The 25556-nt window shown below is 38.7% G+C and carries 25 protein-coding genes; 1 reads left to right on the plus strand and 24 read right to left on the minus strand.

The genetic code is table 11. From position 1 onward, the window contains the following. Window positions 1-3: 3 nt before the first annotated feature. The 24 genes from GGQ60_RS15915 to GGQ60_RS16030 all read right to left on the minus strand — a co-directional run bounded on the left by GGQ60_RS15915 (window position 4) and on the right by GGQ60_RS16030 (window position 24931). Window positions 4-852: a hypothetical protein gene (locus GGQ60_RS15915; RefSeq protein WP_183766235.1), complete on the minus strand. Its 849-nt coding sequence runs from the start codon at window positions 850-852 to the stop codon at window positions 4-6. A 1-nt stretch (window position 853) separates the two neighbouring features. Next, complete coding sequence (locus GGQ60_RS15920) at window positions 854-1573, minus strand: hypothetical protein (RefSeq protein WP_183766237.1); 720 nt, start codon at window positions 1571-1573, stop codon at window positions 854-856. 83 nt (window positions 1574-1656) lie between these two features. Further along, a complete protein-coding gene (gene tssD / locus GGQ60_RS15925; protein WP_167296071.1) occupies window positions 1657-2052 on the minus strand; it encodes a type VI secretion system tube protein TssD in 396 nt (131 codons plus the stop codon). A gap of 141 nt (window positions 2053-2193) precedes the next feature. Beyond that, the gene (gene tssD, locus GGQ60_RS15930) at window positions 2194-2589 is read right to left on the minus strand and encodes a type VI secretion system tube protein TssD (protein WP_025141859.1); all 396 of its coding nucleotides are present in this window, start codon (window positions 2587-2589) and stop codon (window positions 2194-2196) included. A 318-nt stretch (window positions 2590-2907) separates the two neighbouring features. After that, window positions 2908-3642 carry a hypothetical protein gene (locus tag GGQ60_RS15935; protein WP_183766239.1) on the minus strand — a complete coding sequence of 245 codons (735 nt, stop codon included), beginning with the start codon at window positions 3640-3642 and terminating at the stop codon, window positions 2908-2910. A gap of 318 nt (window positions 3643-3960) precedes the next feature. Then, window positions 3961-4731: a hypothetical protein gene (locus tag GGQ60_RS15940; RefSeq protein WP_183766241.1), complete on the minus strand. Its 771-nt coding sequence runs from the start codon at window positions 4729-4731 to the stop codon at window positions 3961-3963. A gap of 37 nt (window positions 4732-4768) precedes the next feature. Further along, window positions 4769-5368, minus strand: coding sequence for a hypothetical protein (locus tag GGQ60_RS15945; RefSeq protein WP_183766243.1), 600 nt, complete (start codon window positions 5366-5368; stop codon window positions 4769-4771). A 4-nt stretch (window positions 5369-5372) separates the two neighbouring features. Further along, window positions 5373-8174, minus strand: coding sequence for an OmpA family protein (locus tag GGQ60_RS15950; RefSeq protein ID WP_183766245.1), 2802 nt, complete (start codon window positions 8172-8174; stop codon window positions 5373-5375). Between the two features lie 3 nt (window positions 8175-8177). Continuing rightward, window positions 8178-8657 carry a DUF4280 domain-containing protein gene (locus GGQ60_RS15955; RefSeq protein WP_183766247.1) on the minus strand — a complete coding sequence of 160 codons (480 nt, stop codon included), beginning with the start codon at window positions 8655-8657 and terminating at the stop codon, window positions 8178-8180. A gap of 3 nt (window positions 8658-8660) precedes the next feature. Continuing rightward, on the minus strand, window positions 8661-9617 hold the full coding sequence (locus GGQ60_RS15960) for a hypothetical protein (protein WP_183766249.1): 957 nt from the start codon (window positions 9615-9617) through the stop codon (window positions 8661-8663). 148 nt (window positions 9618-9765) lie between these two features. Beyond that, window positions 9766-10698 (minus strand): hypothetical protein, encoded by a 933-nt coding sequence (locus GGQ60_RS15965; RefSeq protein ID WP_183766251.1) that lies wholly within the window; start codon window positions 10696-10698, stop codon window positions 9766-9768. 2 nt (window positions 10699-10700) lie between these two features. Next, a complete protein-coding gene (locus GGQ60_RS15970) occupies window positions 10701-11675 on the minus strand; it encodes a hypothetical protein (RefSeq protein ID WP_183766253.1) in 975 nt (324 codons plus the stop codon). Window positions 11676-11677: 2 nt separating this feature from the next. Further along, window positions 11678-11854, minus strand: coding sequence for a hypothetical protein (locus GGQ60_RS15975; RefSeq protein WP_183766255.1), 177 nt, complete (start codon window positions 11852-11854; stop codon window positions 11678-11680). A gap of 3 nt (window positions 11855-11857) precedes the next feature. Beyond that, window positions 11858-13720, minus strand: coding sequence for a type VI secretion system Vgr family protein (locus GGQ60_RS15980; protein ID WP_183766257.1), 1863 nt, complete (start codon window positions 13718-13720; stop codon window positions 11858-11860). A gap of 351 nt (window positions 13721-14071) precedes the next feature. Beyond that, window positions 14072-14467, minus strand: coding sequence for a type VI secretion system tube protein TssD (gene tssD / locus GGQ60_RS15985; protein WP_167296071.1), 396 nt, complete (start codon window positions 14465-14467; stop codon window positions 14072-14074). 160 nt (window positions 14468-14627) lie between these two features. Further along, entirely contained in the window at window positions 14628-15023 is a 396-nt protein-coding gene (gene tssD, locus GGQ60_RS15990) for a type VI secretion system tube protein TssD (protein WP_025141859.1), read from the minus strand. A gap of 331 nt (window positions 15024-15354) precedes the next feature. Next, the gene (locus GGQ60_RS15995; protein WP_183766259.1) at window positions 15355-15927 is read right to left on the minus strand and encodes an NAD(P)H-dependent oxidoreductase; all 573 of its coding nucleotides are present in this window, start codon (window positions 15925-15927) and stop codon (window positions 15355-15357) included. 122 nt (window positions 15928-16049) lie between these two features. Next, window positions 16050-17438, minus strand: a complete 1389-nt coding sequence (locus GGQ60_RS16000) for a DUF5458 family protein (RefSeq protein ID WP_183766260.1) — start codon at window positions 17436-17438, stop codon at window positions 16050-16052. A gap of 17 nt (window positions 17439-17455) precedes the next feature. After that, window positions 17456-17902: a hypothetical protein gene (locus GGQ60_RS16005; RefSeq protein ID WP_183766261.1), complete on the minus strand. Its 447-nt coding sequence runs from the start codon at window positions 17900-17902 to the stop codon at window positions 17456-17458. A 56-nt stretch (window positions 17903-17958) separates the two neighbouring features. Next, window positions 17959-20475: an ATP-dependent Clp protease ATP-binding subunit gene (locus GGQ60_RS16010; protein WP_183766262.1), complete on the minus strand. Its 2517-nt coding sequence runs from the start codon at window positions 20473-20475 to the stop codon at window positions 17959-17961. A gap of 5 nt (window positions 20476-20480) precedes the next feature. Continuing rightward, complete coding sequence (gene tssR / locus GGQ60_RS16015; RefSeq protein WP_183766264.1) at window positions 20481-22856, minus strand: type VI secretion system protein TssR domain-containing protein; 2376 nt, start codon at window positions 22854-22856, stop codon at window positions 20481-20483. A 38-nt stretch (window positions 22857-22894) separates the two neighbouring features. Continuing rightward, the gene (locus GGQ60_RS16020) at window positions 22895-23875 is read right to left on the minus strand and encodes a PKD domain-containing protein (RefSeq protein WP_183766266.1); all 981 of its coding nucleotides are present in this window, start codon (window positions 23873-23875) and stop codon (window positions 22895-22897) included. A 33-nt stretch (window positions 23876-23908) separates the two neighbouring features. Beyond that, complete coding sequence (locus tag GGQ60_RS16025; protein ID WP_183766268.1) at window positions 23909-24394, minus strand: type VI secretion system transmembrane protein TssO; 486 nt, start codon at window positions 24392-24394, stop codon at window positions 23909-23911. A gap of 15 nt (window positions 24395-24409) precedes the next feature. Continuing rightward, a complete protein-coding gene (locus GGQ60_RS16030; RefSeq protein ID WP_183766270.1) occupies window positions 24410-24931 on the minus strand; it encodes a type VI secretion system TssO in 522 nt (173 codons plus the stop codon). A 179-nt stretch (window positions 24932-25110) separates the two neighbouring features. On the opposite strand from GGQ60_RS16030, the gene GGQ60_RS16035 reads away from it, so the two are divergent. Further along, on the plus strand, window positions 25111-25545 hold the full coding sequence (locus GGQ60_RS16035; RefSeq protein WP_183766272.1) for a GPW/gp25 family protein: 435 nt from the start codon (window positions 25111-25113) through the stop codon (window positions 25543-25545). Window positions 25546-25556: the final 11 nt, after the last annotated feature.

Here is a 25556-nt window from a genome sequence, read left to right on the forward strand (position 1 = left end):
TCACTACTTAAACATTCCGTCGCGAAAGGTGAGGGTATTTCTTTTCCCATTATAAAAAGTTCCATATTTGCTTTCATCGACTTCAGGATAGCTGATGGTTTTATCTGTTGGATTATAGGTGATGGCCAATTGCGAAAGAAGCTTTTCTTTATCCTGGTCTTCTTTTAATTCTGCAGCAGCAAACAACTGGGTCTGATCTCCTTTCCCCACCTTAAATAAGGGTTGGTTAATGCTACAATTAGCCCCTTTGATCACTAAGGTATGGCTTACACTATAGGGTTCGGTTCCGCTCATCTGCCCGTAACCCGTAAAAAGATAGGTTTTCTGGGGTGAGGTAGCTAAAGCATAAATGTGATCAAAAAATGGTGTGGGGCTTCCCTCATCATCTTTATCTTTATAAAGGCTGTTAAAAGCAACTGCCCTCAGGGTATTGTTTTCATCTTTATACTGGACGATGTTCTGCACGTGCCACATTGAACCCGAATAAGGCGAAAGCCAGTAGAAAAGCCTCAGTTTCCGATCGTCGGCATTTAATATGTTGATCTCGTACGCCTTTAAACCTGCAAAGTCCTTTTCATAAGCCCCTGGCTTTTTCAGCTGTTCGATTAAGGCTTTAATAAATATATCTTCTGCCGTTGTACTGCCATCTTTAATATAGGTTTCCCTTGAAGCCACCATGTTTGCGGCTAATTTTTTAAGTGAATCGCTTTCGGCAGAGACTGTTTTTTGCTCGTTGCCAATATTGGCAGAACCGGTAACGTAAGGGCTAGATTGCCGCTCATTTTCATGTTTTGCCCCACAGGAGGAAAAAAAAAGAACCAGCGAAATCAAAAAGAGGACTACTGTTTTCATGTTACTGCCTTGGTATGTTGATTAAACCCCTGTTTTCCATCGCTTTTAAAATAACGGCTGTTCCAATCTGTTTATTTACATAATCGAGACTAAAGACATGGTCTCTTGCGAAACCGCCTTTGGTGTACAGGTTGGAGCCACCCCATAAGTAAGGCGAGTTGATGTGATTTTTTTCGTAGGCCCTAGCTATACCATTATATTGTTCTAAACGCAATAAAACCTTTGGTAGCGACCAAACCGTTTCTTTATCCAGGCCACGTAACTTCAAAGCATCAACCGCGCTTTCTTCGAAAGTAAAAGGTGGACCGTGACTAACTTTTGGACGATTAGCGGGATACTGCCGGGTAAAGCTGCTCAGCGGATCGCCGTTGTGCAGGTGCTTGGTAAAATCCGAACTGCTTTCGCGGTAATGTATACAGGCGATAAAATACCAAGGTATACCCGTACCTTCGGAAAAAAGACCAGCTTCGGAAAAAGTCCTGCTAAAAGTGCTATTGGCAATCCTGGGGTTTCGTTTAATAAAATTATCGTCGGGTTCGGTCAGAAAACAGGCATTGCGATAAGTATATTCGTTCAGACTGAGCAGTTTATTACGTACGGCCTGATACCGTGATTTATTGTTTAAGATTTTATCATCAATAATCCGGTTAATTTCTGCAGATTTTAATGGCGTTATTATGCAGGAATTAAATAGCTTAATGTATTCTAAATCGGTAGCCATAGGTAGCTCTTTTTTATCACACCTCACAAAAAACATTATTAACTGCCGCGCATTGCAGGCAGTTAATAATGTTTTATAGCAGATTAAGCTTTTGGCCAATCATTTTCGTGCTCTGCATTGCCCAGCTTTAGCTTGCGCGCCGATACGACGAAACTTAAAGTCATGGGTGTATTGTCGTTTACCGCAATACCCTCATTGTATTGGATGATATAACCATCTTCGAAAGAAAGCTCTTTCATCTTTGCATCTTCTTCGCCTTTTTTGAAAACGATATTGCCTGAAAGTGGTTTGTACTGGTTGTTTACCATTGATTCGATAACAGAAGTATCTTCAGTTGATTCGATTTCAATGTGGATGGTACCACCATAAACGCCTGATGACGGACGGCCTTTTGCGTCAACATCTCTATTTAATGAAAAGCTGCACTGTAGTACATCAAATTCTTTTGATCCTAAGTTTAAACGGGTTTTGAATGCCATTGTAGTAATGTTTAAATGTTTTTGAAAAATGAAATAGTTTTTTTGCAGAGTGAATGGCGGTTGGTGTTTATTTACCTAAACCCTTAACCTACTTCCCTAAACTGGTTAGTGCTTAGAATTTACCTTACACCTTCAACCTGGCTAGGCCTTTGGCCAATCGTTCAGGTGCTCTGCGTTTCCTAACTTAAGCTTTCTCGCTGAAATCTGGAACTTCAGTGTCATCGGGTGATCACCAACAATGTTTATCCCTTCGGAATATTTAACAATGTAGCCATCCTCGAAGTTTACTTCTTTCATTTTGGCATCTTCCTCTGTTTTCTTGATCAGAAGGGTTCCTGTTATAGGTTTGTACTGGTTGTTTACCATCGCCTCGATTATTGAGGTGTCTTCGGTGGATTCGATCTCAATGTCGATGGTACCGCCGTAAACTCCGGAAGAGGGTCTTCCCTTAGCATCTACATCGCGGTTTAACGCATAGGCACAATGAAGCACATCGTACTCCTTGCCTGAAAAGTTTAATCTAGCTTTGAAAGCCATAGTTTTAAAATTTAAAGGTGAAAAATCTGAAAGTTTGTAGCCTCCGCTACATTATATATAAACCAATAATTAAGCCAATTATTGTGTATACAGCTCATTTTAAACGAATAACAGCCAGCCTTTTTTCAAAAAACGGCTATTAAGGTGATGGAAATGCAGATTTATATCCAGGAAAAAAATGTATTTTTTTCAAAAACACCGGATGTCTCATTCCAATTACACACTACCCTGAAGAATATTGTAGTATTTCAAGACAGCTTGTAGTCATGCTCCACAATTTGCATCGATAAAAATTAACGGACAAACCAAAAACTTCCTTTACTGTTTTTCCGTGTTTTTATCCTGTAACTTATTATTTTTAAAAAGGTGTGCAAACGGACTGTCGTACTCTTTAAATAGGGGTTTAGCATATTCTTGAACAATATGCCCCATATACGCTTGTTTGGTTATAATCTTAACAGACATATTGAGATGTGCATTTGTCGGATCTAATGTAATATGGGTAAGTATATTGTTTTTACTCCAAAATAACTGTTGGGGGTATTGAGTTGACTTATTATCGAATTCATCTGCAACCTCTTTCACCAGACCTGGCATTGCATCTTTCAGAACATTAGCTGTTTCCTTTTCTGAATCTATGAATTTTGTGGTATCATAAGACACTGAATCGGGGGTAGAATGAGTTTTAAGCAAATATTTAAGCAGACTTACGGCATCTCTGTTATCAGGATGAACCCCTATAAAACTCACTATACCATTATAGGTTATTACTTTGGTCTCTAAAACATCATCAATTTTAGCCTTTTCAAAAGTTATATCTTTATTACCGGCAAAATAGTAACACACTACTTTCTCACCTTTATCAACCGTTTTAAAACCGTCAGTTGCCGCTTCGATATGTCCATTTTGGTTTTTGACCCGCGACGCATAACCATTCAAATCAATATCTAATGGTTTATCGAGAGCTAACTGAGCAATATCTATAACCTCTTTCTTACAGGCAAGTGTTAACATTACAAGTAATAAAGCGAATGACAATAATTTTATTTTCACTTTAAATATTTCAAGGAGATAATTATTCGTGATTATTTAACTCTTATATATTCAGATTTTTCGCCACCAAAAGTCCATCGCTCGAGGAAACACGAGTGCATCAAGAATAAGGTTTGCTTTTTTATAGTAATCCGTAAGCGTAATATTTTTTATCTCTTTTTATCGAAATGCCAACCTGAGCTCTCATTATAAAAGTTACAATCAATTTATCCTCATTAATTATGTCTATATTATATTGCTTTATCATCATATTTTAATCTATGATTAAAATTGATTGCGGCTTTCCCTGATGCTCTTATTTGATCTTTTAGAACCTAACTAAATCACTTCAAACTCTTCTTTTCCTTCTGGGATATAGAATGAAATATCTAACATTAACTCTTCCTGTGTTTCGTTATTCTCTAAACATAACGCAGATTCTCCATTCAATTTTTTTAAAAAAGCAACTTTGTTATCTGCACATAAAAACATTAAAGAATCTTTTGGAATATTAGAGATTTTAAATCCAGATTTAAAATCGGCAATGAGTTCTGCTACCCTCGCATTTGACTCACCCTTTGATAAATACATAGAAATAGCCATATTTTCTTCTCTTTTGGAAATCAGTTTATTATAATCATCAAACCGGCCATCCATAATCATTCTAATCACTTTTCTGTAAGCTAATTCAAGTTTTTCTCTGCAATCCTTAATATTTTTAAGGTTTTTGCCTTTTTGCCAGGCCTCCAATTGATAAGGAACCTCAGCTTTGAAAGAATTTACATATTTTAATACTGGGATTTTTTTCTCCCCTACTATTTCTGACTGGTATTCTCCAAACTGTTGATCAAAAACAAAATCACTAGTACAATCAAAAAGTTTTATATTAAATTTTACTTCCGATTTAGGATGTAATTCCAAATCCCCCAAATTAGGTAAAATCGTGACAGATATAAACTGAATACCGCTTTTTAATATCGCATAATTGATAGGGATATTACTCGCAACCTGACCTTCAACGTTCATGTGAATAACCGGGTAATCATTTACTCTAATTTCAAACAAGCATGCCGATGCACTAAAATCGATAATGTAATATGGCTGTTTCATATATTATTAGTTGACAATTATGTTAAATCTAAATTTGCTAAGGAGTAAATGTCCTAATAATAAGCGAAACAACATTTTTATGCCCATCTGAAGTTGTTACCTGATTGTCTACAGAATATAGAATAGAAGAAATATTTGGTTTATTATTCGTGTATTCATAATACTGAACAAGCACAAGAGTTTTATCTTTCAAAGTCCAATAATAAGCTGCATTTCCCAACACTTTTCCTTCACTGTTTTTTTGCGGAATTCTGGAAAGTATTGTCGGGGCTTTATATTGTGACTTTAAATAAGTTAAAAGTTCATTACTGATAGATGTGTCCTCTATCTCTATTTTAATACCGCAGGTAAGACGCTTTGTAGTATTATTAATTAATACTCCAACGGAAGAACTTTTTATAGAAGTTTCTTTACTATTTACAAAAGAGATATTCCCAAATTTATATTGTTTAACATCTTTAGTATATGCTACAGGAAGTGTAGTAACAATTTCTCGGACATCTGTCTGAAACTTGGTATTATTTAGGATTTCTTTATAATTCTTTGCAAAGTTAATTTTTTCAAGATCAATCTTTTCTTGCGATCGACATGATAAACACGTTGTAAAATACAGAAATATTAAAACTATCTTTTTCATATGATTAATTTTTAATTAATGGAATATTGGCACTGATTCCGAAAAGTTCCTCCAAACTTTTGATCACATCAAATTTTGGAATCACTTCATTATACTTGCCTTCTGCAATGATACCTTCGTCTTCACTACTACCTTTCACCTTTCCTGGTTTTTTATTTCCGTTTTTTGGAATTTTCTTTTTTGCTGACATTCCTACTTTTCCCTTGATCACATATTCAGCATTCAATCCATCAAATCCCAATTGTGGTCGATAATTTAAACCCATCCTATCATATTTCACTCCATGGCCAAATGTGACAGAGGCATATCCTTTTCCACTCATTTCAAAATAACCTTCGACTTTAACAATTACTAAATTAGTTTCTGCCTTAGCCCAAACACCTGCTTTTAGCTCAACTTTAAGTGTATTTGTTAGTTCCAATTTACTTTCTTCATCACTTTTATCACTTGCTGTATTGAAAGAAAAACCAATATTAGTTTTTATCATACTCGAAATAACAAGATCGATATAAACATCAGCACTTACTTTAGCACCAAAATCATCGTTACCAAATTCTATGCCTGTATTTACTTTATCCTTTATGAATCCATAAAGTCTTACAGCTCCGGGAGCTGCAGTTCCTCCGCTAACTGCTCCAGCAACCAATCCTACGGCAGTACAAAGAAGATCTATAGTCATCTCTAAACCAATTAATGGTTCAGCATTGAAGGAGATATCTACCTTGGTTCCTATCTTATCTGTTTTTGTTTTTTCCAAATTCCATTCTCCTTTGAGGTTGAGATTTGGAGGTTTAACAGCGAAAGTCATAGGTAATCCTTTGAAGCCTATATTTCTGACCTGGCCTTTGGTTTTATTTGTTATTCCATCGGACATTGCACCTACAGAGGCAAAAAGATCAAAAAGCTTTTTAAATTTAGTTTCGTATTCCGCTTTCAGTTCTTTACTTCTTTGATAACTATTATTATTTTTATCCCATTCGCCCTTAAGGCTAAATCCAAAAGATGCGTCCTTTTGTTTCCATCTTCTTTCAGCACCAATCTTGCCTGCTTTACTCTGCAATTCTTTATGCTTTGCAGCAGGCTGATTTTGCCATTTAACGCTTAAGTCATTGGTGAGATTGATAAAAAATGTCAAAGTCCATTTGATATCAGGATAAACTTTGACTAAAACTGTCGGATTATTTTCTACCGAATAATATCTACATGAATGGATGTGTACATAATAATCATTAGCCGAGCTGAATGAAACAGTTTCTATAATATTGTACATTGGCCATATATACTGCAAAGGCATTGGATTACCTTTGCTTAATAGCGACACTGCAGGGATAGTAATATTCCCTTCATTTTGCGCTTTTTTCTCATTAAGATTGTATAGTGTAATTATTTTATTATGTTTTTTCCTAATAAAACAAGCCTTGGTATCGAAATTAACTGGTTGTAATAGAACATTCTTGGGCGTACTACCTAATATTGTCTGGTAAATGATTGTGCGCGCATTATGGCCGTAATATTCAAATGTAATATCTACCCTTCTATTGTTGGTATAATCGTATTCATCTTTATATTTGATATTATCGCGCCCCATTTTATCATCGGTAGGATTTACTTCGCCATGGCCAATCGTTTTGATACGGCTAGGATCGAGCTTCCCTTTGATAAAAAACTCTTTGACCGTTTTGGCTCTGTTTTCTGATAATATATTGTTATGGTTCTGTTTACCGATTACACACGCAAAACCATCAAGTTGGATGGTACTATGCCTATGCTCTAACAGGAACTGCAGAATATTATTCAGCTGTTTTAAGCTTTCGGGTAATAGTTCAGTACTATCGAATTTAAAATAAATAGATTCGAGCGTTTTTTCCCTTTTATCACTAATATTTTTAACACCCTTTCCGTTATCGAAGATAAGAACAGGCTTACCTCCTGCTTCGGTAATATTGATCTGCTCAAACTTGCAAAGCTCAAACCTGGCCTCATTCTTATCGGGTTGATAAATGGTAACCGGTGTCCTGTTCTGAGGTGCTTCTATCACCTGCGATTTCACCTTGTCTTTTATCCTCAAAAAACGGGCGTGGGCAGTATCGCCCTTACCACCCGTATCTTCAATATATTTACCTGTTACCGGGTGTACCACGCGTACATAAAATTCTTCTACATCTTCCCTGTCTTTCATCGATTGATACCAGGAGTAGGTGTTGGGAATTTTTAAATTGATTTCGCCATCAATTACGTTTACCCTATAAATTTTACGGGTTACTTCGTCGTCTTTGGGCCACAGTCCCATCATGCTCCGCAATTTTCTGAATACACGAACCTCTACGTTCTGATAGCCATTCAACCCTTCAGTGGTTAACCTCAGCCAGATCAGTTCGCCATAAGAAAACTGATAGGTTTTCCTTACATCGGGTCCGCCTTCATTCTGCGACCATTTACTACTTACAATCCTTGCCGGCGATTCGCCCCTGATCTTCAGGCCTGATTTGCCATCGAAATTCCCACTCCAGCTCGCTTCTATATACCATAAATACGGGCCACAAAGTTTTGGTGGAATTTTAAATCCATATTTAAAATTGCTTGGGATCGTTTTCTGAAAATCAATAATCCCTTTTGGGTTAAAAATTGCCCATTTTATATTCTTAGTTTTATCCTGCTCTGTGGTTCCGGGCTGCCATTCCCCAATTTTGAACCAAATATCCTGACTTGGGGCAACTACCACTAACTGACCCGGTATTGATCCTTTAGATGCATTATATACGTTACCTTCGCCGGTCCAAACAATTTTCTTAATTCCCTTTGCCATAGCTTATGCTTTAACATTTGCTTCAACGCCTTCAGAATTATCTGCAGATTCATCTAAAGATTCTGACATGGGGTTGAGCTGTGATTGTACGTTTTTATCTGCATTATCAAAGTTTTGTTTCGAAGCCTCTGCTTTTTGCCCGTGCTGGATGATTTCAATACAATCTGAACCGCCTACAGGGCAGGTGGCCTTACTATCCTCAAGCAGGATCTTCCCGCCATTACTTAATATGGTTTCTTCATAAAAACCCGACCATTTTGTAACCACTGCATTGCAGGGTTTATTGTTCATTTTGGAGCATGATCCGAACATGTTTTTTTCGAAAGTTGCGCCGATATCTTTTGTTGTTGCGATTGATTTCTGACTTCCGTCTTTATCGTTCGCGTACTCTTTGGTATGCGTAAGCACCTTGAGCTTATCTGGCGCCGATCCAAATTTGCACATACATTGTGCCCCCTGAACTACAATATGTTTCTCTGCCATGTTCTAGTTATTTAGTAAACGGCCCCAAAATCCTTTTCTCGGCCTTTGCCCATCAACTACTACCATTTCCGTTACCGACATACCCTTAACATTGGTATCTAATTCAAAATCGTGATCAAATTCCAATCCATCCTCCGGGATCACTGTAATTTTCACCTTCGCTTTTGATCCTACAGGTGCGCCATAACTAAAATCAGAAACCACCGAGATGATCCTTCTGTATTTTGGATGTAAAAGATAATAGCCTTCATACTCACCTGCTGCCCTGTTTGCGATATACAAATCATCTGCTAAGGGCTTAACTACACCCTTATGCCATAATTCTATCGCGCCAAAACTGTTGGTTTCTCCGCTTAGTTTTTCTTCGGTTATATAACCTTCAACATTAAAATCTTTTACCAGCGGAAATTTATATATGGATCCGGTAATACGGTGCTGTCCATATTCTTTATAAAGCGGTTTAAAAAAAGCCTGGATAAACCAATCGTTCAAAAACGCAAATTGTATGCTGTCTTGGTTGGCAAGCTGTTTCTCCATGCGTTCGATATATTTTTCAACCAGGCTGCCTTCAAAATTATCGAGAACCCTTTTTTTAACTGTGGGCCATCTTTTTAAGATTTCCTGGTGGTTATAAATGTTTTGAAAACCACCATTCTGATCTACGGTAATTACCAGCGGATAAAATACTTTACCCAGGGCATAGGCTAAACGGTCGGCCACCAGGTCAGGAAGCATTTCATTAACAAATACATCACTAACCCGCTCGATCTGAAATAATGGCTGACCTTCTGTGCCCGGTTTTAACCTGGTCACTTTTGCTTCGTATTTTACCTCGTTGCTATTTTCTTCACCTTCGTTAAAGGTGATCAGAACACCGTATTTTACCGACAGTTCTGCCGGCCATTCCAAGCGAAGTGCATTTACACCCGAATAATATATCGTTTTATTTGAAATGTCCATTTTATCGCTGTTACAATCTGAGTGGATTTAAAACCACTCCATTACAATAGTTATCTTAATATTTTTAAAAATCGTGCTAAGCCACAAACATATAATGCTGAAAATTAATCGGATAGCCCCCTTTATCATCATGTTACATAGCTTATATTCATTTAAATTGTTTAACCAGTTGCTTTACCTCTACCGGAGAGAGGTATAGGGATTTTACCTTTCCTATTTTTTTTTTATTGATTGTTGTAATGAGTATGGTTTCTTTATTTTGGCCCGTTTCTTCAACCTGATCTGTTATTTTTAGCTGGTTGATTTTTAAAGGAGAATAGATAACCTGCCTGGATATAATCTGACGATCTTCGGTATTTCGATAAATGTCCATCTTAATGGTACCGGAGTTGACATAACTCATTTTCTTACTAAAATGCGTTTCCTCTGCTGATGCGGCTTTAATTGACTTCAGTTTGTCCAGGCTGTTATATACATATTTAGCATCCCAGGTGTCTTTTAAGTCTGACTGGCTCCTTTGAGTTGTAATTTTAGCTTTTTGAATAGTCTTACTCCACCTTGCACGATTTTCGGATAATAACACTGGATAAATATCACGAATGGAATAATCCTCCAGATAATCTTCTAAAAGATCAAATAACCCAATAATTGAATGTTTGGTATTTATTTCTTGTTTAACAGACGCATAAAATTTAGGATAAAGCACATAATGATCCTGGTTAACCCGCATTAAATGCTCAGCATCTGAAAATGTAATTTGCCACCCATCTGCCGTTTCTGAATTATTTAATACCGACTTAGCATTTAAATTAAGGCCTTTGCCGTTTCCTGTTAAACTATAAGCAGTGGCTTCAGAAATTATACCTTCTGCAATTTTGTATACCAATAGGCTGTCTTTTGAGCTGTTTTGAAGGTACAGGATTTTGCAGGTATCCCTTTCGTTGCCTTGCTTAGTTTTAACTTCAGTTAATCGGGTTAATAAAATTCCGTTATAGGCATTAGTTTTTTTCTGTAATTGTTGTGCAGTTACAGAAAAAACGGTCATCAAATGGAGGGTGAATACTAATAACAGCTTATTCATATTTATTTTGTTGTTGCAGCCGTTAAACGGTTGGGTGTTATTTTCCAGAAAATACTTTTTCCGGCAGTAATCGTAGCAGAAATACCATTCGTAGTTTTTACGTTGGTTTCGTAATAAAAATTGCCGCTTGTCCAATATTGCTGATCTTGAAAATCGGCTGATGGGACAGCATATTTAATTCTGTCAGGCAATTCAACTTCTTTAAATTGTGATTTTCCATCGGCACCTTTTACCTGCTTACCGTCAGGGCCAAGTACTGGTTTTTTAACTTTCTTTTTCAAGTGCTCGTGTGTACCCTGGTCTGTGGCGGCATCATGGTTACCTTTATCTTTGTATCTGGCAGAAGTACCGTTTGCAGCAACAAAATCATCATAAATGGCTTTCGGAATTTCTACAAATTTGTATTCATCAAATTTATTTTGACCCAATTTGTTATATGGATTTGTTTCAGAATTACCCCAGGCAAGAAAATCTGTTCCATCCCAAAATTCGGCACCATCTGTAATATCTTTTATCCCGAAACAAACATCCAATACCGCATACCTCGCCAGTTTTGATTTTTCATCGTTTTTATCCGGCAGTTCCTTCTTATTTGGTACAGAGGAATACCCTGAAGCAAGTAGCGACCGCCATGTTTTTTTTGTAGAAACCGCCCTGTTACGACTGGTAAAGGCTACACACCGGAGTTCTTTTATATCAGCATTACCTGATTCATGACTGACAATGTAAGCAATGTACCTGAAATCTGAATGGCTGAGGGCTTTCCCATCGTATTTAACCAGATTTGCATCATCGTTCAAAGATTCCCAATTTTTTGCGGCCGCAGCCTGGTCATACTTTTCTTTGGTTGTTACAAAGATTTTAGCACTCCCAACAATGCCGCCAAGATATTCTCCCTCACGTGTATAATAAACATATTGCAAGGTGTCTTTAGGATCTTCCTGTGGGGTATAGTTTCCAAATGTGACGTTTGCCATAATTAACTTGATTTACCACCTTCACTTACTACTTTTTTATTGCTCACCAGAAAAAGGTTTTTACTTTTTGCTTCAACATTTATCCGGTCGGCCATTTTTTTAAAGCAATTTCCGACCAAAAGATTATAATCTGCTTTTACGGTGATCCGCATATTTGTGCATTGTTTTTTAATCGCCATAACTTAAAACAGTTTTGATTTCTCCGCGCTGTTAACCTCAACGGTCTTACCACTTTGCAATGTCATGTTTTCTTTCTGGCTGAATAAAGTAATTTCACCGGCCAGTTCATTAGATATTTCTGCCTGTCTGACAAAATCTTTGGCTACAAATTCTGTGCGGTTATCTGAGTTTTCCCGAATTTCCCCGGTAGCGCTTAATGAATAATTACTTCCTGCAACAGTCGAAATATCGTTGTTAACAGAAGTGCTTTGATTATTTCCGACACTTGTACTTTGATCTTGCCCTACACTCACATCCATATTCTCCTGTACATTGATCTGCATGTTCTTACAGTTCAAAGTCATGTTTTCTAAAGCGGTAATGGTAATGTTATTCCCTTTTGTATCGATATGGATGATGTTATTGTGGATATCCGTAATTTTAATGCCTTGTGTTTGCTGGTTATCGTCAAATTCGATCAGGTGCCCGCTCCTGGTAATAATACTTTTAAGGTTGTTCTGAATGAGTGGACTGCTGTCTACGCTCGAACTGTGGTATACACTTCCTATTACCACCGGCCTTGCAATATTTCCTTCTTCGAAAGCAACCATCACCTGATCGTCGATTTCGGGAATGGCAAAATACCCGCGGTTGTTACCCCTGTCACCAATCCCAGCACTAGGCGTAACCACGCGTAGCCATTCGGTTACATCGTTGGTTAAACATTCCCATTTAAATCTTACCTTGATCCGGCCCTGGCCCTGCGGATCGTTATTATCGATCACGTCGGCCAGCTGCATATCGGGCTGGGGTTTTTCAAAATTCTTTACCAGGATACGCTCGGTTGTAGCGATTTTCCCTTCGAAAGTATTGTGGTATTTACCGTTTTCGTCGATATGGTGTGTAATGCTGGTAATCAGAAATTTACCCAAACTTTCGGTAGTAAAAGCAAGTTCTTTTCGCAGGCTCATCGTTATTTCGGCAATGCTCCCGATGCTTAAACCCGCATTATCGCCCCTGGCCGTTACTTTTAAAAGTTCGCTGGTATTGGCCTTTTCTTCATTTTCGACCAGGTTTTTAATATCGTTTTGATTGTCTACCCTGATTAATGAAGGTTGGTTAAAGGTTTTGCTGAAAGTAAGGTTCGAGGCTTTTACCGCATGGGATAAATCTGGAGTACCTTCTACTTTACCGGTGCTCTCACTCAACAGCATTTCGTTCTGCTTCGGGTTATAGGAAAACCGTTTGTTTTTTATCGGAGCAATTTCCATTGCATACTGCATTTCCTGCACATCCCTGCCGTAAAACAACGAGATTTCCTTTTGTGTATTGGGTTTACCGAAATTGAGTTGTTTGCCGTCGTAAAAAAGCCATTCATGGTATTCGGCCGAAAGACGGTTTAGAAAAGCAAAATCGCTTTCCCGGTATTGAATTATATAATCGATGGTACTGGTTCTTGCAGCATTGGCAACAACTTTTAAATCATTTGCAGGGGTATCTTTGGTTGCCAGTTTTACTATCTCATTCAGGTCTTTATCCAGATAGGAACCCAGATCCGGACCACGATCGATTAGAATGGTAGGGCTATATCCGCTCACGATTATAACCCCATGGTAACCATGGCTTTGCGACAGCTCAACCTTTGAAACCAGTCCTACAAAATTCTGCATTCCATTTGGCGAATGCCCAAAAGAAGCGGTTAAGGTTTTTCCTACAAAATCGCGACTATCGTCTAAGCTGATCAAGCCGGGTGCCCCCATCCGATCGTGGTTAAAGCGAAGTTCGAAATAATGATGTTCGTTAAAAGCCTGTTGAAGACTGAAGGAAGCAAAATGCGTAATTTCCTTGTCTTCTATATTGATTTCTGCAATGAGTTTCTTTTCCATATTGATTTATCTTGATCACAACTAAACCTAAACCCAATTCTGGGTACGATAACATGCAGGGGTAATAAAAACGAAACCACTTTTGCCGTTATTCATGTCTAGGTAAGTATTGTGCACGGATGCCGAATCAAACGTCTTACCAGAGTAGTAATCGTTCTTTACTGCAATATATTTGAGGCCGTTAGACATAATTGAGCATTAATTTATGATTGAGTACCCTGAAAGCAGATCAAGGCACTGAAAGAATCATAATTTAAGATAATAGGTAGATGTTAGGGAAATAAAATATCAACGGATTAAAAAGCGCCCTGAAAAATCAGGGCGCCATAGATATAATACGTCTAGTAATGATTAAGCTTTTGGCCAGTCATTTTCGTGTTCTGCATTGCCCAGCTTTAGCTTGCGCGCCGATACTACGAAACTTAAAGTCATGGGTGTATTGTCGTTTACAGCAATACCCTCATTGTATTGGATGATATAACCATCTTCGAAAGAAAGCTCTTTCATCTTTGCATCTTCTTCGCCTTTTTTGAAAACGATATTGCCTGAAAGCGGTTTGTACTGGTTGTTTACCATTGATTCGATAACCGAAGTATCTTCAGTTGATTCGATTTCAATGTGGATGGTACCACCATAAACACCTGATGACGGACGGCCTTTTGCGTCAACATCTCTATTTAATGAAAAGCTGCACTGTAGTACATCAAATTCTTTTGATCCTAAGTTTAAACGGGTTTTGAATGCCATTGTAGTAATGTTTAAATGTTTTTGAAAAATGAAATAGTTTTTTTTTTGCAGAGTGCATGGCGGTTGGTGTTTATTTACCTAAACCCTTAACCTTCTTCCCCTAAACTGTTTAGTGCTTAGGTGGTTAGTGTTTAGAATTTACCTTACGCCTTTAACCTGGCTAGGCCTTTGGCCAATCGTTCAGGTGCTCTGCGTTTCCTAACTTAAGCTTTCTCGCTGAAATCTGGAACTTCAGTGTCATCGGGTGATCACCAACAATGTTTATCCCTTCGGAATATTTAACAATGTAGCCATCCTCGAAGTTTACTTCTTTCATTTTGGCATCTTCCTCTGTTTTCTTGATCAGAAGGGTTCCTGTTATAGGTTTGTACTGGTTGTTTACCATCGCCTCGATTATTGAGGTGTCTTCGGTGGATTCGATCTCAATGTCGATGGTACCGCCGTAAACTCCGGAAGAGGGTCTTCCCTTAGCATCTACATCGCGGTTTAACGCATAGGCACAATGAAGCACATCGTACTCCTTGCCTGAAAAGTTTAATCTAGCTTTGAAAGCCATAGTTTTAAAATTTAAAGGTGAAAAAATTGAAAGTTTGTAGCCTCCGCTACCGAAGAAATTAAAACAAATATTAGACCAAACAACGCCAGCAGCATTTATTGAGCGGTAATTAGCTAAAATCTAAAAAATAACGAACCGCCTAAAAACACAGTTCTGCCAGTTATTTTTGTGGGAAATACGGGGAAAATTACGAATATATCTTTTCTGTTACATTTTTGCAGGCCTAACAGCAAGCCATATCACTGTAGCAATTTTCCCCTAATTGTAGCGTTTTAGGACAACTTTTTAATCAATAGGGCAATTATTTGACTACGTTTTATACACAAAGCGCTTAGATCAGCTGTGACCCAAATTTTTCCATCTTATTGAGCCATTTCTGGCTGTAATGATTTTCAAGCGAATGCAGCTCGCCTATGGTATTGGTAAGCACGGGGCTCATTCTGCATTTTTCGAATACCACTTTTTTAATGGAAAGGTATGTTGTTTTCTTATTGGCCTTCCACTCTTTAAAAGTTGCTTCATCTAATATCGATACAATTCTTGCTGAGCGGCCGCTAAAATTATTATTGATGTTCTGCTGTTGTGAGGTAAAGATCTGATCAGGCAAAAAAAGGCGGTCAAAAAAGCCTTTAATCTTTGCGGGAATATGGTCTACATATACCGGGCAAAAAAGTACCACATGGTTGCTCTGCCTGATGGCCGTTAAGGCCTTTTGCAGGTCGGGCTCGAGCTCTGCAATCTGCCTGTTGTTGAACAGCTTGTTGGAGTTGAAAATCAGGTCGATAATGGCCAGCTCCCTCACTGTTGCACCAACGCTTTCTGCCCCTTTTTTGTAGGCGTTAATCAGGAAATTTGTAGATGCGTTTTTTTCAATATCCCCATTCAGGATAAGTACTTGCTTCATTTTTTTTGATTAATCTGATCTGGCCGATGCGTTACAAAATTATAAAGAATTTGTTAAGTGTATGCATATCCCATAAAAAAACCCAACGCAAGCGTTGGGTTTTTATTTCAGTTATCAAAAAATTATTGTTGATTATACTCTGAGCTCCAGGTGGTATTTTCATCTTCTCCTTTATGTCCATCGAGCTTTACTACGAAACTCTTAGCCGGGAAATAAGGGGTAATATGAATATCCAGGTGGATCCTGTCTTTCTGTTGTTCATCTCTTTCGAAACGCATGATCTTAAATCTTTCGATCAACCGGTCGGCTCCCTGGATGCCATCCAGGAATTTTACGATCTGGCCGCGAAGATCCTGCTCGGTTTTAGAGGTCCAGTTTTCAAAGGCTCTTCTGTTCAGGAAGTCGAACAATACTTTGGTTATATAATCGAATACCCGCACTACCGAATAGGTTTGCAAACCAATATTGTCGCCGTTGAATAATGTTTTAGCTGAGAAAGCCATTACTTTGCCATACTCGTTTACCATAGGAACCAGACCTACCCTTTCCAGATGAGAAATTTCGCTTTTCTTTAAATCGAACTTTACACCATCTACCTCGTTAATGGCACCGTGTTTTTTACCGGCAGTAACCTGCGACATGAGGGTATAGTACATTTTTCCGGCAAGGGCAGCAGAGCCCGGCACGGTAAGATCGTCTTCTTCGCCAACTTCGGCAATTTTGCCACGGCCTACCAACCAGTTACAGGTCATGATCACATTAGACCTGAAAGCATCACCACCGGTGAAATTGGCTGCTGTAAACAGATCAAGTACATCATCGGGTTGATCAAGATCGGCAAAATCGGTTACCAGCATTGCTTTATTGTTGTGGGCAATTTTAGCCCATCTTTCCAATACTTTGTTAGATCCCATATAACCTGGTACCACCATGAGTGAATAGTTATTACGAAGATCCAAACGATCGTAATTCTGCTTTAATTCATCATCTACGTATTCGATGAAACGGGGATTATCCAAATCCTTAATCTGATCCATTGATGCATTTAAAAGCACCACATTTTTAAGTTTATCCGATTCGGTGTTTTTATAGAACAAATGAACCGAGCGGTAAGCCTGCTCTAATTCTCTTGTACTTTCTAAGGCTGTTGCGATATTTTTATTTAGGTTTTCTTCGGCAGCGTTCAGTTTCTCTGTACTTTTTTCTACCATATCAGCCACAGTGCTGGAAGATTCGAGTACATCAATCCAAAGCTGGATTTTCTTTTTCAATTCTTCGCGCTCTTTCTTTTTCTCATCGCCAGTTAAAAAGATCTGCTTACGCGCTTTCCTTTCTGGATTTAGATTCTGAAGACCATCAACCGTTGCTTCAAGCAAATCGAAACCGCCAACACGGGCCAGTTTTTCTAAGTTATCTTTAAGTGCAGTTTTTTCAACGGTCCTGGTTTCAGCAGGCTTAAAGCCTGCCTGGGCTGTATTTTCTTCTGGTTTTAATTCTTGAGGATTTGACATGTTTTTCAGCGTTTAGATTATTTATTCTGCTCCAATTCGTCAACAAAGTTTTTCAAAGCACTGATAAAGGCTGTTTTAGTCTCCTCATCATCAAGCGTAGCTTTTAGGGTTTTGTTTGATTTTAGTTGTTTGATTACATTAAGAGACATTTCTCTTTCGATGTTTACATTGGTAAGGTAGTTACTTTGGTTGATGATGTTTTTCACACCAAAATCGCCCAGATCGTTAAAATTGAGCGTTTCACCAACTGTAGATCCATCCTGTTTCTCAAAAGCTACCTTTACATTGGGTTTATAATGTTCGAATACTTCCTTTACTGTTTTAAGTCCTTCTACTTTCTCCGGTTTGATCGGATCATTATCGGTAAGCTTTTGTACAAAAAGCGTTTTATTGTGGGCTATTTCTGCGAAAGCTTCTGAGGTGTCAATTTTTCGCTCGTTACCACCAATTTCATAATTAAACATAGTATGTAGATTTAGGTTTACGATTAATTTTTTATAATAATATAACAGTTAACGTTTTAACTCAATTTTTGTTCCAATGTTGCCGCTTCCGGCTGAATAATACTCCATTCCAACCGGTCTTCTTCAGCATGTTTGCTTACGATAATCTTCGAACCTTTTTTAAGTTCGCCCGAAATGATGTATTTTGAAATCGGACGGCGAAGCAAGTTACGGATTACTGCTGATAACTGCCTTGCACCGTATTTAGGTGTAAAGCCATCCAGTGCAATCATTTTTTTGGCATCTTCTGCAATTTCAAATTCGATTCCCATTTTATTCAGCGACTGCACCAAACTGCTTAACTGGATCTCGAAAATGCGAACTACATTATTTTCATTAATTGGTGCAAAAGGAACAATTTCAGATATCCTTGCCAAAAACTCGGGGCGGAAATGACCTGCCATTACTTCCATCAGCTGGTTAGAAGCAGGAATAACACCTTTACCGATCTGTTCTGCAATCCATTCACTACCGATGTTTGAGGTAAACAGGATGAGCGAATTGCTGAAATCTCCTTCTTTACCCAAACGGTCGTGCATGTGCCCCTCATCCAGAATCTGTAAAAAAGTATCAAAAACCGATGGGTGTGCTTTTTCAATCTCATCAAAAAGCAGTACGGAGTATGGCTGTTGCCTGATCTTATTTACCAGCAAACCACCTTCTTCGTAACCTACATAACCAGGAGGCGCTCCATAAAGCAATGCAGCACTGTGCTCTTCTTTAAACTCCGACATATCAAAGCGGATCATGGCCTTTTCGTCATTAAATAAAAATTCGGCAATTGATTTGGCAAGCTCGGTTTTACCTGTTCCGGTTGGTCCCAGTAAAAAGAAAGAACCGATTGGCTGTCCTTTTTTATTTAATCCACTACGTGATTCCAGAATGGCATCAGATACCGCTTTGAGTGCCTGATCCTGCCCTACCACACGTTTCTTTAGGTATTGCCCCATATTGAGCAATTTTTCCTTTTCGCCCGCCTGGAGTTTTCCCATTGGGATTCCTGTTTTATAAGCCACTATAGAAGCGATATCCTGCCTGGTAATACGCTCGCTTTTTTCGGATGCATATTTCTTTAGCTCCTGAAGATTGCTATCAATATAGCCTTCGTATTCATCAGCTGTTTCGAAAGTATCGGTTTGCGTTTCATCAGTTAAACGGCCCAGCAATACCGGACTGAGTTTATTCTGAAGTAAAGCATAAAGCCATTTATATTCTGCAAATTTCTCTGCTTCTGATTGTTCAGTACCAGCCTTTAAACTGGTTAAATCTGCCTCCAGGCTTTCAATTACCTGATCAGAAGTATCGTTCATCATTTTCATGGCTGCCATTGTCCTGTCGAGCAGGTCAAAAGCCGAATCTGGCAACCGCCTGTCTTTCATATAACGTTTAGCCAGGCGTACGCATTCTCCAAGTGCATCGGGCTCGATGCTCAGGCCATGGTGTTCTTCATATTTAACAGCCAGTTTCTGTAGCATCTTTGTGGTGCTTTCTTCATTTGGCTCATTCACCTGCAACACTTCGAAACGCCTGCTAAAAGCCTGTTCGGGCTCGATAATTTTACGGTATTCATCAATGGTTGTGGCACCGATTACCGTTATTTCTCCGCGGGCCAGTTCCGGTTTTAATAAATTACCGATACCTGCGCCCAATGGTCCTTTGCTATCCAGTAAGGTATGAATTTCATCAATAAAGAGCACCGCTTTTTCAAACTGTTTAATTTCCTTGATAATATTTTTAAGGCGGTCTTCTATTTCTCCCTTATACGAGGCGCCTGCGATTAAAGAACCGAGGTCGAGCTCAAAAAGCTGAACGGGCTTTAAATTTTCAGGCACGTTCTGATTCACAATATCAATGGCAAAACCATCTACCAATGCTGTTTTCCCTACGCCGGCATCACCGGTAAGAATTACATTGGGCTTGGTACGTCGGCAAAGAATCTCCATCATTTGCCTGGTTTCCTTATCCCGTCCGATAATCGGGTCGGTTTTACCTTCACGCACCATCTGTAAACGATCCAGGCAATATTTATACAGTGCATTGCCTGTACTTTTGTTTTCAGTTGCTGATGCACTTTTTTCCGGTGAAACAACCCTCGAAATTTCTTCGTCTTTTACATAAAGGTCTAAAATTTCGCGTTCTTTAATCGGGAACGATTTTAACTGATCGGGTTGGAATCCAACACCAGGTTTTGCCAATGCGGTTAATACACAAACCGGTGTGATTAAATCCAGGCCAAGCTTAATACGTACATTATCTGCCTCTTCAAATATCACTGCAATTTCCGGTGCCCCGCTTACATTATCGGTAAAACCGGCTGATTTTGACAGTTCATCAATGCGTACTTCCGCCCATTCGCTGATGTACTCTTCATCTTTACCTATAGAGGCTATGAACGAGCGCAGCCCGACATCCTTATGCATTAAGCCCCTGAGCAGATGTGCGGCAGAAAAAACTTCGTTTCTGTATTCTTTAGCCAGCGACTGTGCAATGTGCAGGGCTGTTTTTACCGATTCGCTTAAATTTGTTACTGCCATATCCCTTAGTTGGTTGTAGGCAACATTGCCGGGTTAAAATTGTTTTCGGTGATGTAATAATATATTTTACCGTTCGATACAAACTGCTGTTCAATCTGTGTTGCCCTTTTGATCTGTTGTACCGCCTGGTTTAATAATTTAATGTAGTTCTCAAACTGATCTAAAGGCATTTTTGAATTATTCTTCAGATCTCTTACCGTGTACTTAGCAAAAAACTCGTTATTTAAGGGCAGTCCGGTTACCAATTTAATATAACTGCTGAGGGTCATGGCTTTAATATCTCCTGATGATATTTTCATTCCCAGTAACTGCTTTGGCATATTCACGTAGTTTTTAACCAGTTTGCTCCTGAACGAGGATTGATCCTGCTGAAGGTTTTCCCCCAGCATAATCGAAAATTCATCCACAATCTGTTTATACTCCATATTGTTTAAAACAATGGCATATTGCAATGTAGAGCGATTGTTTTTCACCACATCGGGCGATAAACTTGCCGTACTGTAATATTTAAATGCATTGTGAGGCATCCGGTCTGCTACCTCTGCACCCACGGGCTCAGGAAGAAGGCTTTCTACCTCTGGAGAAAGGTTTTTGCGCGATATCCCTGTTAAACGGAATGCACTGTCCAACGAACTGATCTGGTTATAAATATCTGAACTGGTTTCTTTTACAAAACGGCGTAAGGCGATGGTCATACTTTGGTTAGAGTTTACGGTTCCTTTGGTCGGAAAAACCACCCCGCCCTGGATTAGACTATTTTTTGGATAATCTAAATAATAAGAAATCGAATCCTGTAAGCTGGTATTATAGGGCTGGAAACTTTTCAAGCCCTCTCCTTTAACCATGGTATTTTTTCTGTATTCCGCAGCACGGATAGCCGATTCGGAAACCAGTTTACGCGACTGGATAACGAAATCGTTGAAAGACTGGTTAAAGTCGCTATAAACCTGCAGGGCCAGGATGCGGGCATCAGCCAGGGCAACCTGCTCGCTCAACTCATTAATCAGGTAATTATTTGTGCCACCGTTATTTCCCGTACTACCGATCAGCACAATTAAATTGGTTTCATTCTTTTTTGCCTTGAATAAATTGATACCGGCTTTTATTGCGCTAAACACAGGTTCTTCAGAAATTTCGCCATTACACCTTACTGTATTTTTTGCCTGGTTAGACAGGAAAGTCATCAATTGCCTATAATCGTCCTGGATAGGGCTTACAAAAATTCCTTTCAAGGGGCAACCGTTTTCACCACGGTATACCACACCACCATAGCTCACTTTGGTGCCTTTACCAAAATCGCCCATGATATTTTCAAAAGAAGCAATGGTATTCGTCATTCCTGACAGGTATTTTGTCATCGGGCTCCCCCCGTCTACCACAAAAACAACATTTACCTTGGTTTTATTTTTGCGCAGCATCAGGTAATCCTGGTAAGAAAGGGCCGAACCGTTAATGGTTAATATCTTATTGTCTTTCTTGTTATAAACATCTGCAGCAATACCCACCGCGTACGCGCCCGCATCATCCGAAACTACGGGTACACTTCTTAAGATCAGGTTTTCCCTTAGCAACAATGGATCGATCACGAAGCTTGTTCCTTTATCCATTCCATTTTTAATGGCTGTTGCGGTCGAATCGTCCTTGTCATAATCGCCCGGTTTAACGGAGGTGATGTACAAACGGTCGCCCCAGCTATGAACAGCCTCTGATGAAACCCAACCATAAATGCTTTTTAATGCGGTATCGGCTACCAGCTGATCTTCAGAACCAATCAGGTATTTTTTGCCATCTTCTGATTTCTTATAGATATAGGTGATTTCGTGTAAACGGACCTTTGTTCTTCGATCTTTAAGTTCAGGTGTATTGTATACCAGGATGGAATCGGTGGTATCGAAATAAAATTTAGGTTCTGTCAACGCATTTTTTCCATTGATAACGCCTATAGCTTTTTCTGCATAACCAGTTTTTTGGTTAGAGAAAGCGCGTTGCCATAAAAGCAGTTTAGACTTTGCAATCCAGCCATAACTAATGGCACTTTTTTTATCGTTAATCTTTCTTCCCCGGATCATACCGGCTTTATACTTAATGAGTTTCAGGTAACCATTCTCTTCTTTAGAAACATAAAATGGTTCCATGAAACTGATTTTTTTCATAATCAGGCTGCCACCTGGTGCGGTAGTGGTATAATTATCTTCCCTGTCTGAAAAAACAATCCAGGGTAAGGTGCTTGTGCTGGTACTTTCGTTAATATTTATTGATTCTGACGGCCTTTCGTACGATTTAGGCATGTACTTTACTTTTTTACCAAAAGATGCCGGAGACTGTGCATAGGCAGAAGATATTCCTAAAAACAGGATGATTAAGGCATAGTATTTTTTCATATTGTAGATGAGCTTTAAAATTAGTGTAGGATGTTAAACTATTTAGTTTTAGATGGTGCCTCTGCACTTGTTGTTGCTGCAGGCTGTGCCGTTGCTGAGTGTTGTTTAATATTGAGTAAACTTGCACAGGTAGAGTTTGGCTTGATGGTTAACTGTGCTTCATCAACGGCAATTTCGCCTCCAAAAGTGAGGCCCATGCAATACGAATAAATATCGGTCTGTTTTTTCTTCCCGTTCATTTCTACATTAACCGTTACTTTTTCGTTGCTGCACATGTATTTGTTAATGAGGTAATAATAGTTGGAATTGAAATCGGCACCGTTAGCTATGGCCTGAAGGCGTGCGCGGATATCATCGATGGTTTTACGTTCCCCATCGCCCGGAGCAACCAGGTCCTGAACGATTTCGGCATTAGGATCGGTAATCAGGATGTTTAAGAATGCAGGCTTACGGCTTTTATCCGAGCGCAGGCGAACCACATATTTTCCCGGGGTACGGTAGGTATAAAGGGCTGTTTTCCCTTTAACATCCACACGGCCGGTTTCGCCGAAAGACCACTCAAATTCTTTGCCTTCGCCATCGCCTTCCAACCTGATTTCTTCATTAACCAAACCTGCCGTTGGCCCGCTGATGGTAAGTACACTATCCACCACCGGAGTATGCACGGTATCCCTTACCGTTACCGGGAATTCCTGGCGCAGTTCTCCATCAACAGTTAAACGTACAATGTAGGTATCGGGCTTGGTGTAGTGATAAGAACCTGTTTTAGTGGTTGCTTTTTCACCATTTCCAAACTCCCATAACCATTTTGTAGCCTTTGGCGTATTATCGGTGAATACTAAATCTTCATTTAAATAAATTTCATCCTTGAGGATTCTCGCATCAATGGTTCGTTTTTCAAATATTGAACTCTTAAACAAAAAAATAAGGCCGGTTAAAAGCAGTACAGCGAGTAGAATGTAGAGAATAACGTAGCCTTGCGAATTTGAATTAACTTGCTTGGTGTTTGAGCTTGACATAGGTAGCGTTTTTTATAGGTGTTAGTTTTATATTTATCTGGCAGATATAGTTTGCTGTAACTGACGCCTGTTGGTAATACAATCGTCTAATTGTCTTTTGTGCAGTTCTATATCTGTAATGTTTCTGTTTTGTTCTTGCCTGTCGTAAAATAACCTGTCGTAAAGCTGGGCGGTTTGAACGAAGATCTTGTATCTCGAATCTGAGGCTTTACGGTCAAAAGCCGCTCTGATTGATCCTAATGAATTTTGGATATCGTTTTTCAGAAAAACAGCCTGTACATTAGGATTATAGCGGGTAATCTGTTTATAGGTAGTATCAATTGTTGGTGAAGTTTCTTTCACCATGTTTTCAAATGCTTCGTTTTCACTGATCTTAACCTCGAGCTCTTCTTTAGAGATTTCATACCGCGAGGTATCACTATAAAAAATTCCAAAACTTAAGAGCCCAACGGTAAAAACAAACAGTGCTGTAAAAAACAAAAATTGTTCGCGTCGCTCTTTTATACTTAATTTTATCATAATTCTCTATTACTGTTATCGACCAAATTGTCCGTTCCTAATTTTTTTTGCTGCTGCCTGGTTTATCCTTTGGCAATCGTTGATCTGTTCTTTATACCTTTGGATATCACCTCTCGATTTAATCAGCGAATCTTGTAAGTCGGCCATGGCCCCCACATTATTGTTTAGTTTTGCATACAAATCGAAGCTGGGGCTATTTTCCGTTTTTTTAGAGATCAGCTCCTTGATTTTGTTGTTGGCACTTTGGATATCATTGAGCAGGATACTCTGCTTACTCATTTCGTTCGCATTATAATCTCGGTAGAGGGCGAGCTCTTTAAAACGAACCTGAATCAGATCGAAATTTGTATTAATATCTTTACGCAGATAGGAGAGTTTTTCAGTTTCCTTTACTTTTTTATCAAGCAGTGCGTATTCGTAATCAGAAGCGGCAAAAAAGAGGTAAATGCACAGAATGGAGAAAATCGTTAAAAATGCAAAGTTTAAGATGAATTTAGTATAAGCACTCCTAATTTCGATGGCGTTAATGGGTTTCATAGGGGTTTATTTTTTCATATGGTACTACTTACAATAGTTAATTTGAGATTAAGTTCACCTAAAAATCATGCAAACTTTTCCAAATTCACATTGTACAATAACAATTTTTAATATTTGTTGTTTGGTTATAAAAACGATATTATTTGTTTTACTTTTAACAAACTTTAAGCCAAACATCGATGTCTGACTTTTTTTTTAACAAACCTTTCCGATTTAAATCTATTTTCGCTGGCAATGGCCTCCAGCCAACCGACCTCGGAAAATCCATTTCCAACCACATCGAATTGATTATTTTTACCCGCTATGGAGAGCACCGGTATCATAACGATTTTGGCTGCGAAATATGGGACCTGGATTTTGAATTAATTGTAAGTGAAAGCATTTGGGAGGAAAAATTCCGCAAATCACTATTAAAATCGATTACTGATTATGAATTCAGGATATACAATACTGAAGTAGAAGTACGCATTACCGAAGTAGAAAATGTATATCCGTTGCGCAAGATAACGGAGATTAAAAAAAAGGTGGATATTAGCGTTAGGGCACTAATAAAAACTACAGGAGAAAAATATTTTTTTAATACGGCTTTATTCCTTAGCCCGCTATCAACCTAAACCAAAACGCC

The organism is Pedobacter zeae, assembly GCF_014196715.1.
Taxonomy (GTDB): domain Bacteria; phylum Bacteroidota; class Bacteroidia; order Sphingobacteriales; family Sphingobacteriaceae; genus Pedobacter; species Pedobacter zeae.

What these genes read in the sequence shown, in the direction of transcription:
- GGQ60_RS15915 (WP_183766235.1), bottom strand. Translation starts at nt 852, where the DNA reads ATGAAAACAGTAGTCCTCTTTTTGATTTCGCTGGTTCTTTTTTTTTCC.
- GGQ60_RS15920 (WP_183766237.1), bottom strand. Translation starts at nt 1,573, where the DNA reads ATGGCTACCGATTTAGAATACATTAAGCTATTTAATTCCTGCATAATA.
- tssD (WP_167296071.1), bottom strand. Translation starts at nt 2,052, where the DNA reads ATGGCATTCAAAACCCGTTTAAACTTAGGATCAAAAGAATTTGATGTA.
- tssD (WP_025141859.1), bottom strand. Translation starts at nt 2,589, where the DNA reads ATGGCTTTCAAAGCTAGATTAAACTTTTCAGGCAAGGAGTACGATGTG.
- GGQ60_RS15940 (WP_183766241.1), bottom strand. Translation starts at nt 4,731, where the DNA reads ATGAAACAGCCATATTACATTATCGATTTTAGTGCATCGGCATGCTTG.
- GGQ60_RS15945 (WP_183766243.1), bottom strand. Translation starts at nt 5,368, where the DNA reads ATGAAAAAGATAGTTTTAATATTTCTGTATTTTACAACGTGTTTATCA.
- GGQ60_RS15950 (WP_183766245.1), bottom strand. Translation starts at nt 8,174, where the DNA reads ATGGCAAAGGGAATTAAGAAAATTGTTTGGACCGGCGAAGGTAACGTA.
- GGQ60_RS15955 (WP_183766247.1), bottom strand. Translation starts at nt 8,657, where the DNA reads ATGGCAGAGAAACATATTGTAGTTCAGGGGGCACAATGTATGTGCAAA.
- GGQ60_RS15960 (WP_183766249.1), bottom strand. Translation starts at nt 9,617, where the DNA reads ATGGACATTTCAAATAAAACGATATATTATTCGGGTGTAAATGCACTT.
- GGQ60_RS15965 (WP_183766251.1), bottom strand. Translation starts at nt 10,698, where the DNA reads ATGAATAAGCTGTTATTAGTATTCACCCTCCATTTGATGACCGTTTTT.
- GGQ60_RS15970 (WP_183766253.1), bottom strand. Translation starts at nt 11,675, where the DNA reads ATGGCAAACGTCACATTTGGAAACTATACCCCACAGGAAGATCCTAAA.
- GGQ60_RS15975 (WP_183766255.1), bottom strand. Translation starts at nt 11,854, where the DNA reads ATGGCGATTAAAAAACAATGCACAAATATGCGGATCACCGTAAAAGCA.
- GGQ60_RS15980 (WP_183766257.1), bottom strand. Translation starts at nt 13,720, where the DNA reads ATGGAAAAGAAACTCATTGCAGAAATCAATATAGAAGACAAGGAAATT.
- tssD (WP_167296071.1), bottom strand. Translation starts at nt 14,467, where the DNA reads ATGGCATTCAAAACCCGTTTAAACTTAGGATCAAAAGAATTTGATGTA.
- tssD (WP_025141859.1), bottom strand. Translation starts at nt 15,023, where the DNA reads ATGGCTTTCAAAGCTAGATTAAACTTTTCAGGCAAGGAGTACGATGTG.
- GGQ60_RS15995 (WP_183766259.1), bottom strand. Translation starts at nt 15,927, where the DNA reads ATGAAGCAAGTACTTATCCTGAATGGGGATATTGAAAAAAACGCATCT.
- GGQ60_RS16000 (WP_183766260.1), bottom strand. Translation starts at nt 17,438, where the DNA reads ATGTCAAATCCTCAAGAATTAAAACCAGAAGAAAATACAGCCCAGGCA.
- GGQ60_RS16005 (WP_183766261.1), bottom strand. Translation starts at nt 17,902, where the DNA reads ATGTTTAATTATGAAATTGGTGGTAACGAGCGAAAAATTGACACCTCA.
- GGQ60_RS16010 (WP_183766262.1), bottom strand. Translation starts at nt 20,475, where the DNA reads ATGGCAGTAACAAATTTAAGCGAATCGGTAAAAACAGCCCTGCACATT.
- tssR (WP_183766264.1), bottom strand. Translation starts at nt 22,856, where the DNA reads ATGAAAAAATACTATGCCTTAATCATCCTGTTTTTAGGAATATCTTCT.
- GGQ60_RS16020 (WP_183766266.1), bottom strand. Translation starts at nt 23,875, where the DNA reads ATGTCAAGCTCAAACACCAAGCAAGTTAATTCAAATTCGCAAGGCTAC.
- GGQ60_RS16025 (WP_183766268.1), bottom strand. Translation starts at nt 24,394, where the DNA reads ATGATAAAATTAAGTATAAAAGAGCGACGCGAACAATTTTTGTTTTTT.
- GGQ60_RS16030 (WP_183766270.1), bottom strand. Translation starts at nt 24,931, where the DNA reads ATGAAACCCATTAACGCCATCGAAATTAGGAGTGCTTATACTAAATTC.
- GGQ60_RS16035 (WP_183766272.1), top strand. Translation starts at nt 25,111, where the DNA reads ATGTCTGACTTTTTTTTTAACAAACCTTTCCGATTTAAATCTATTTTC.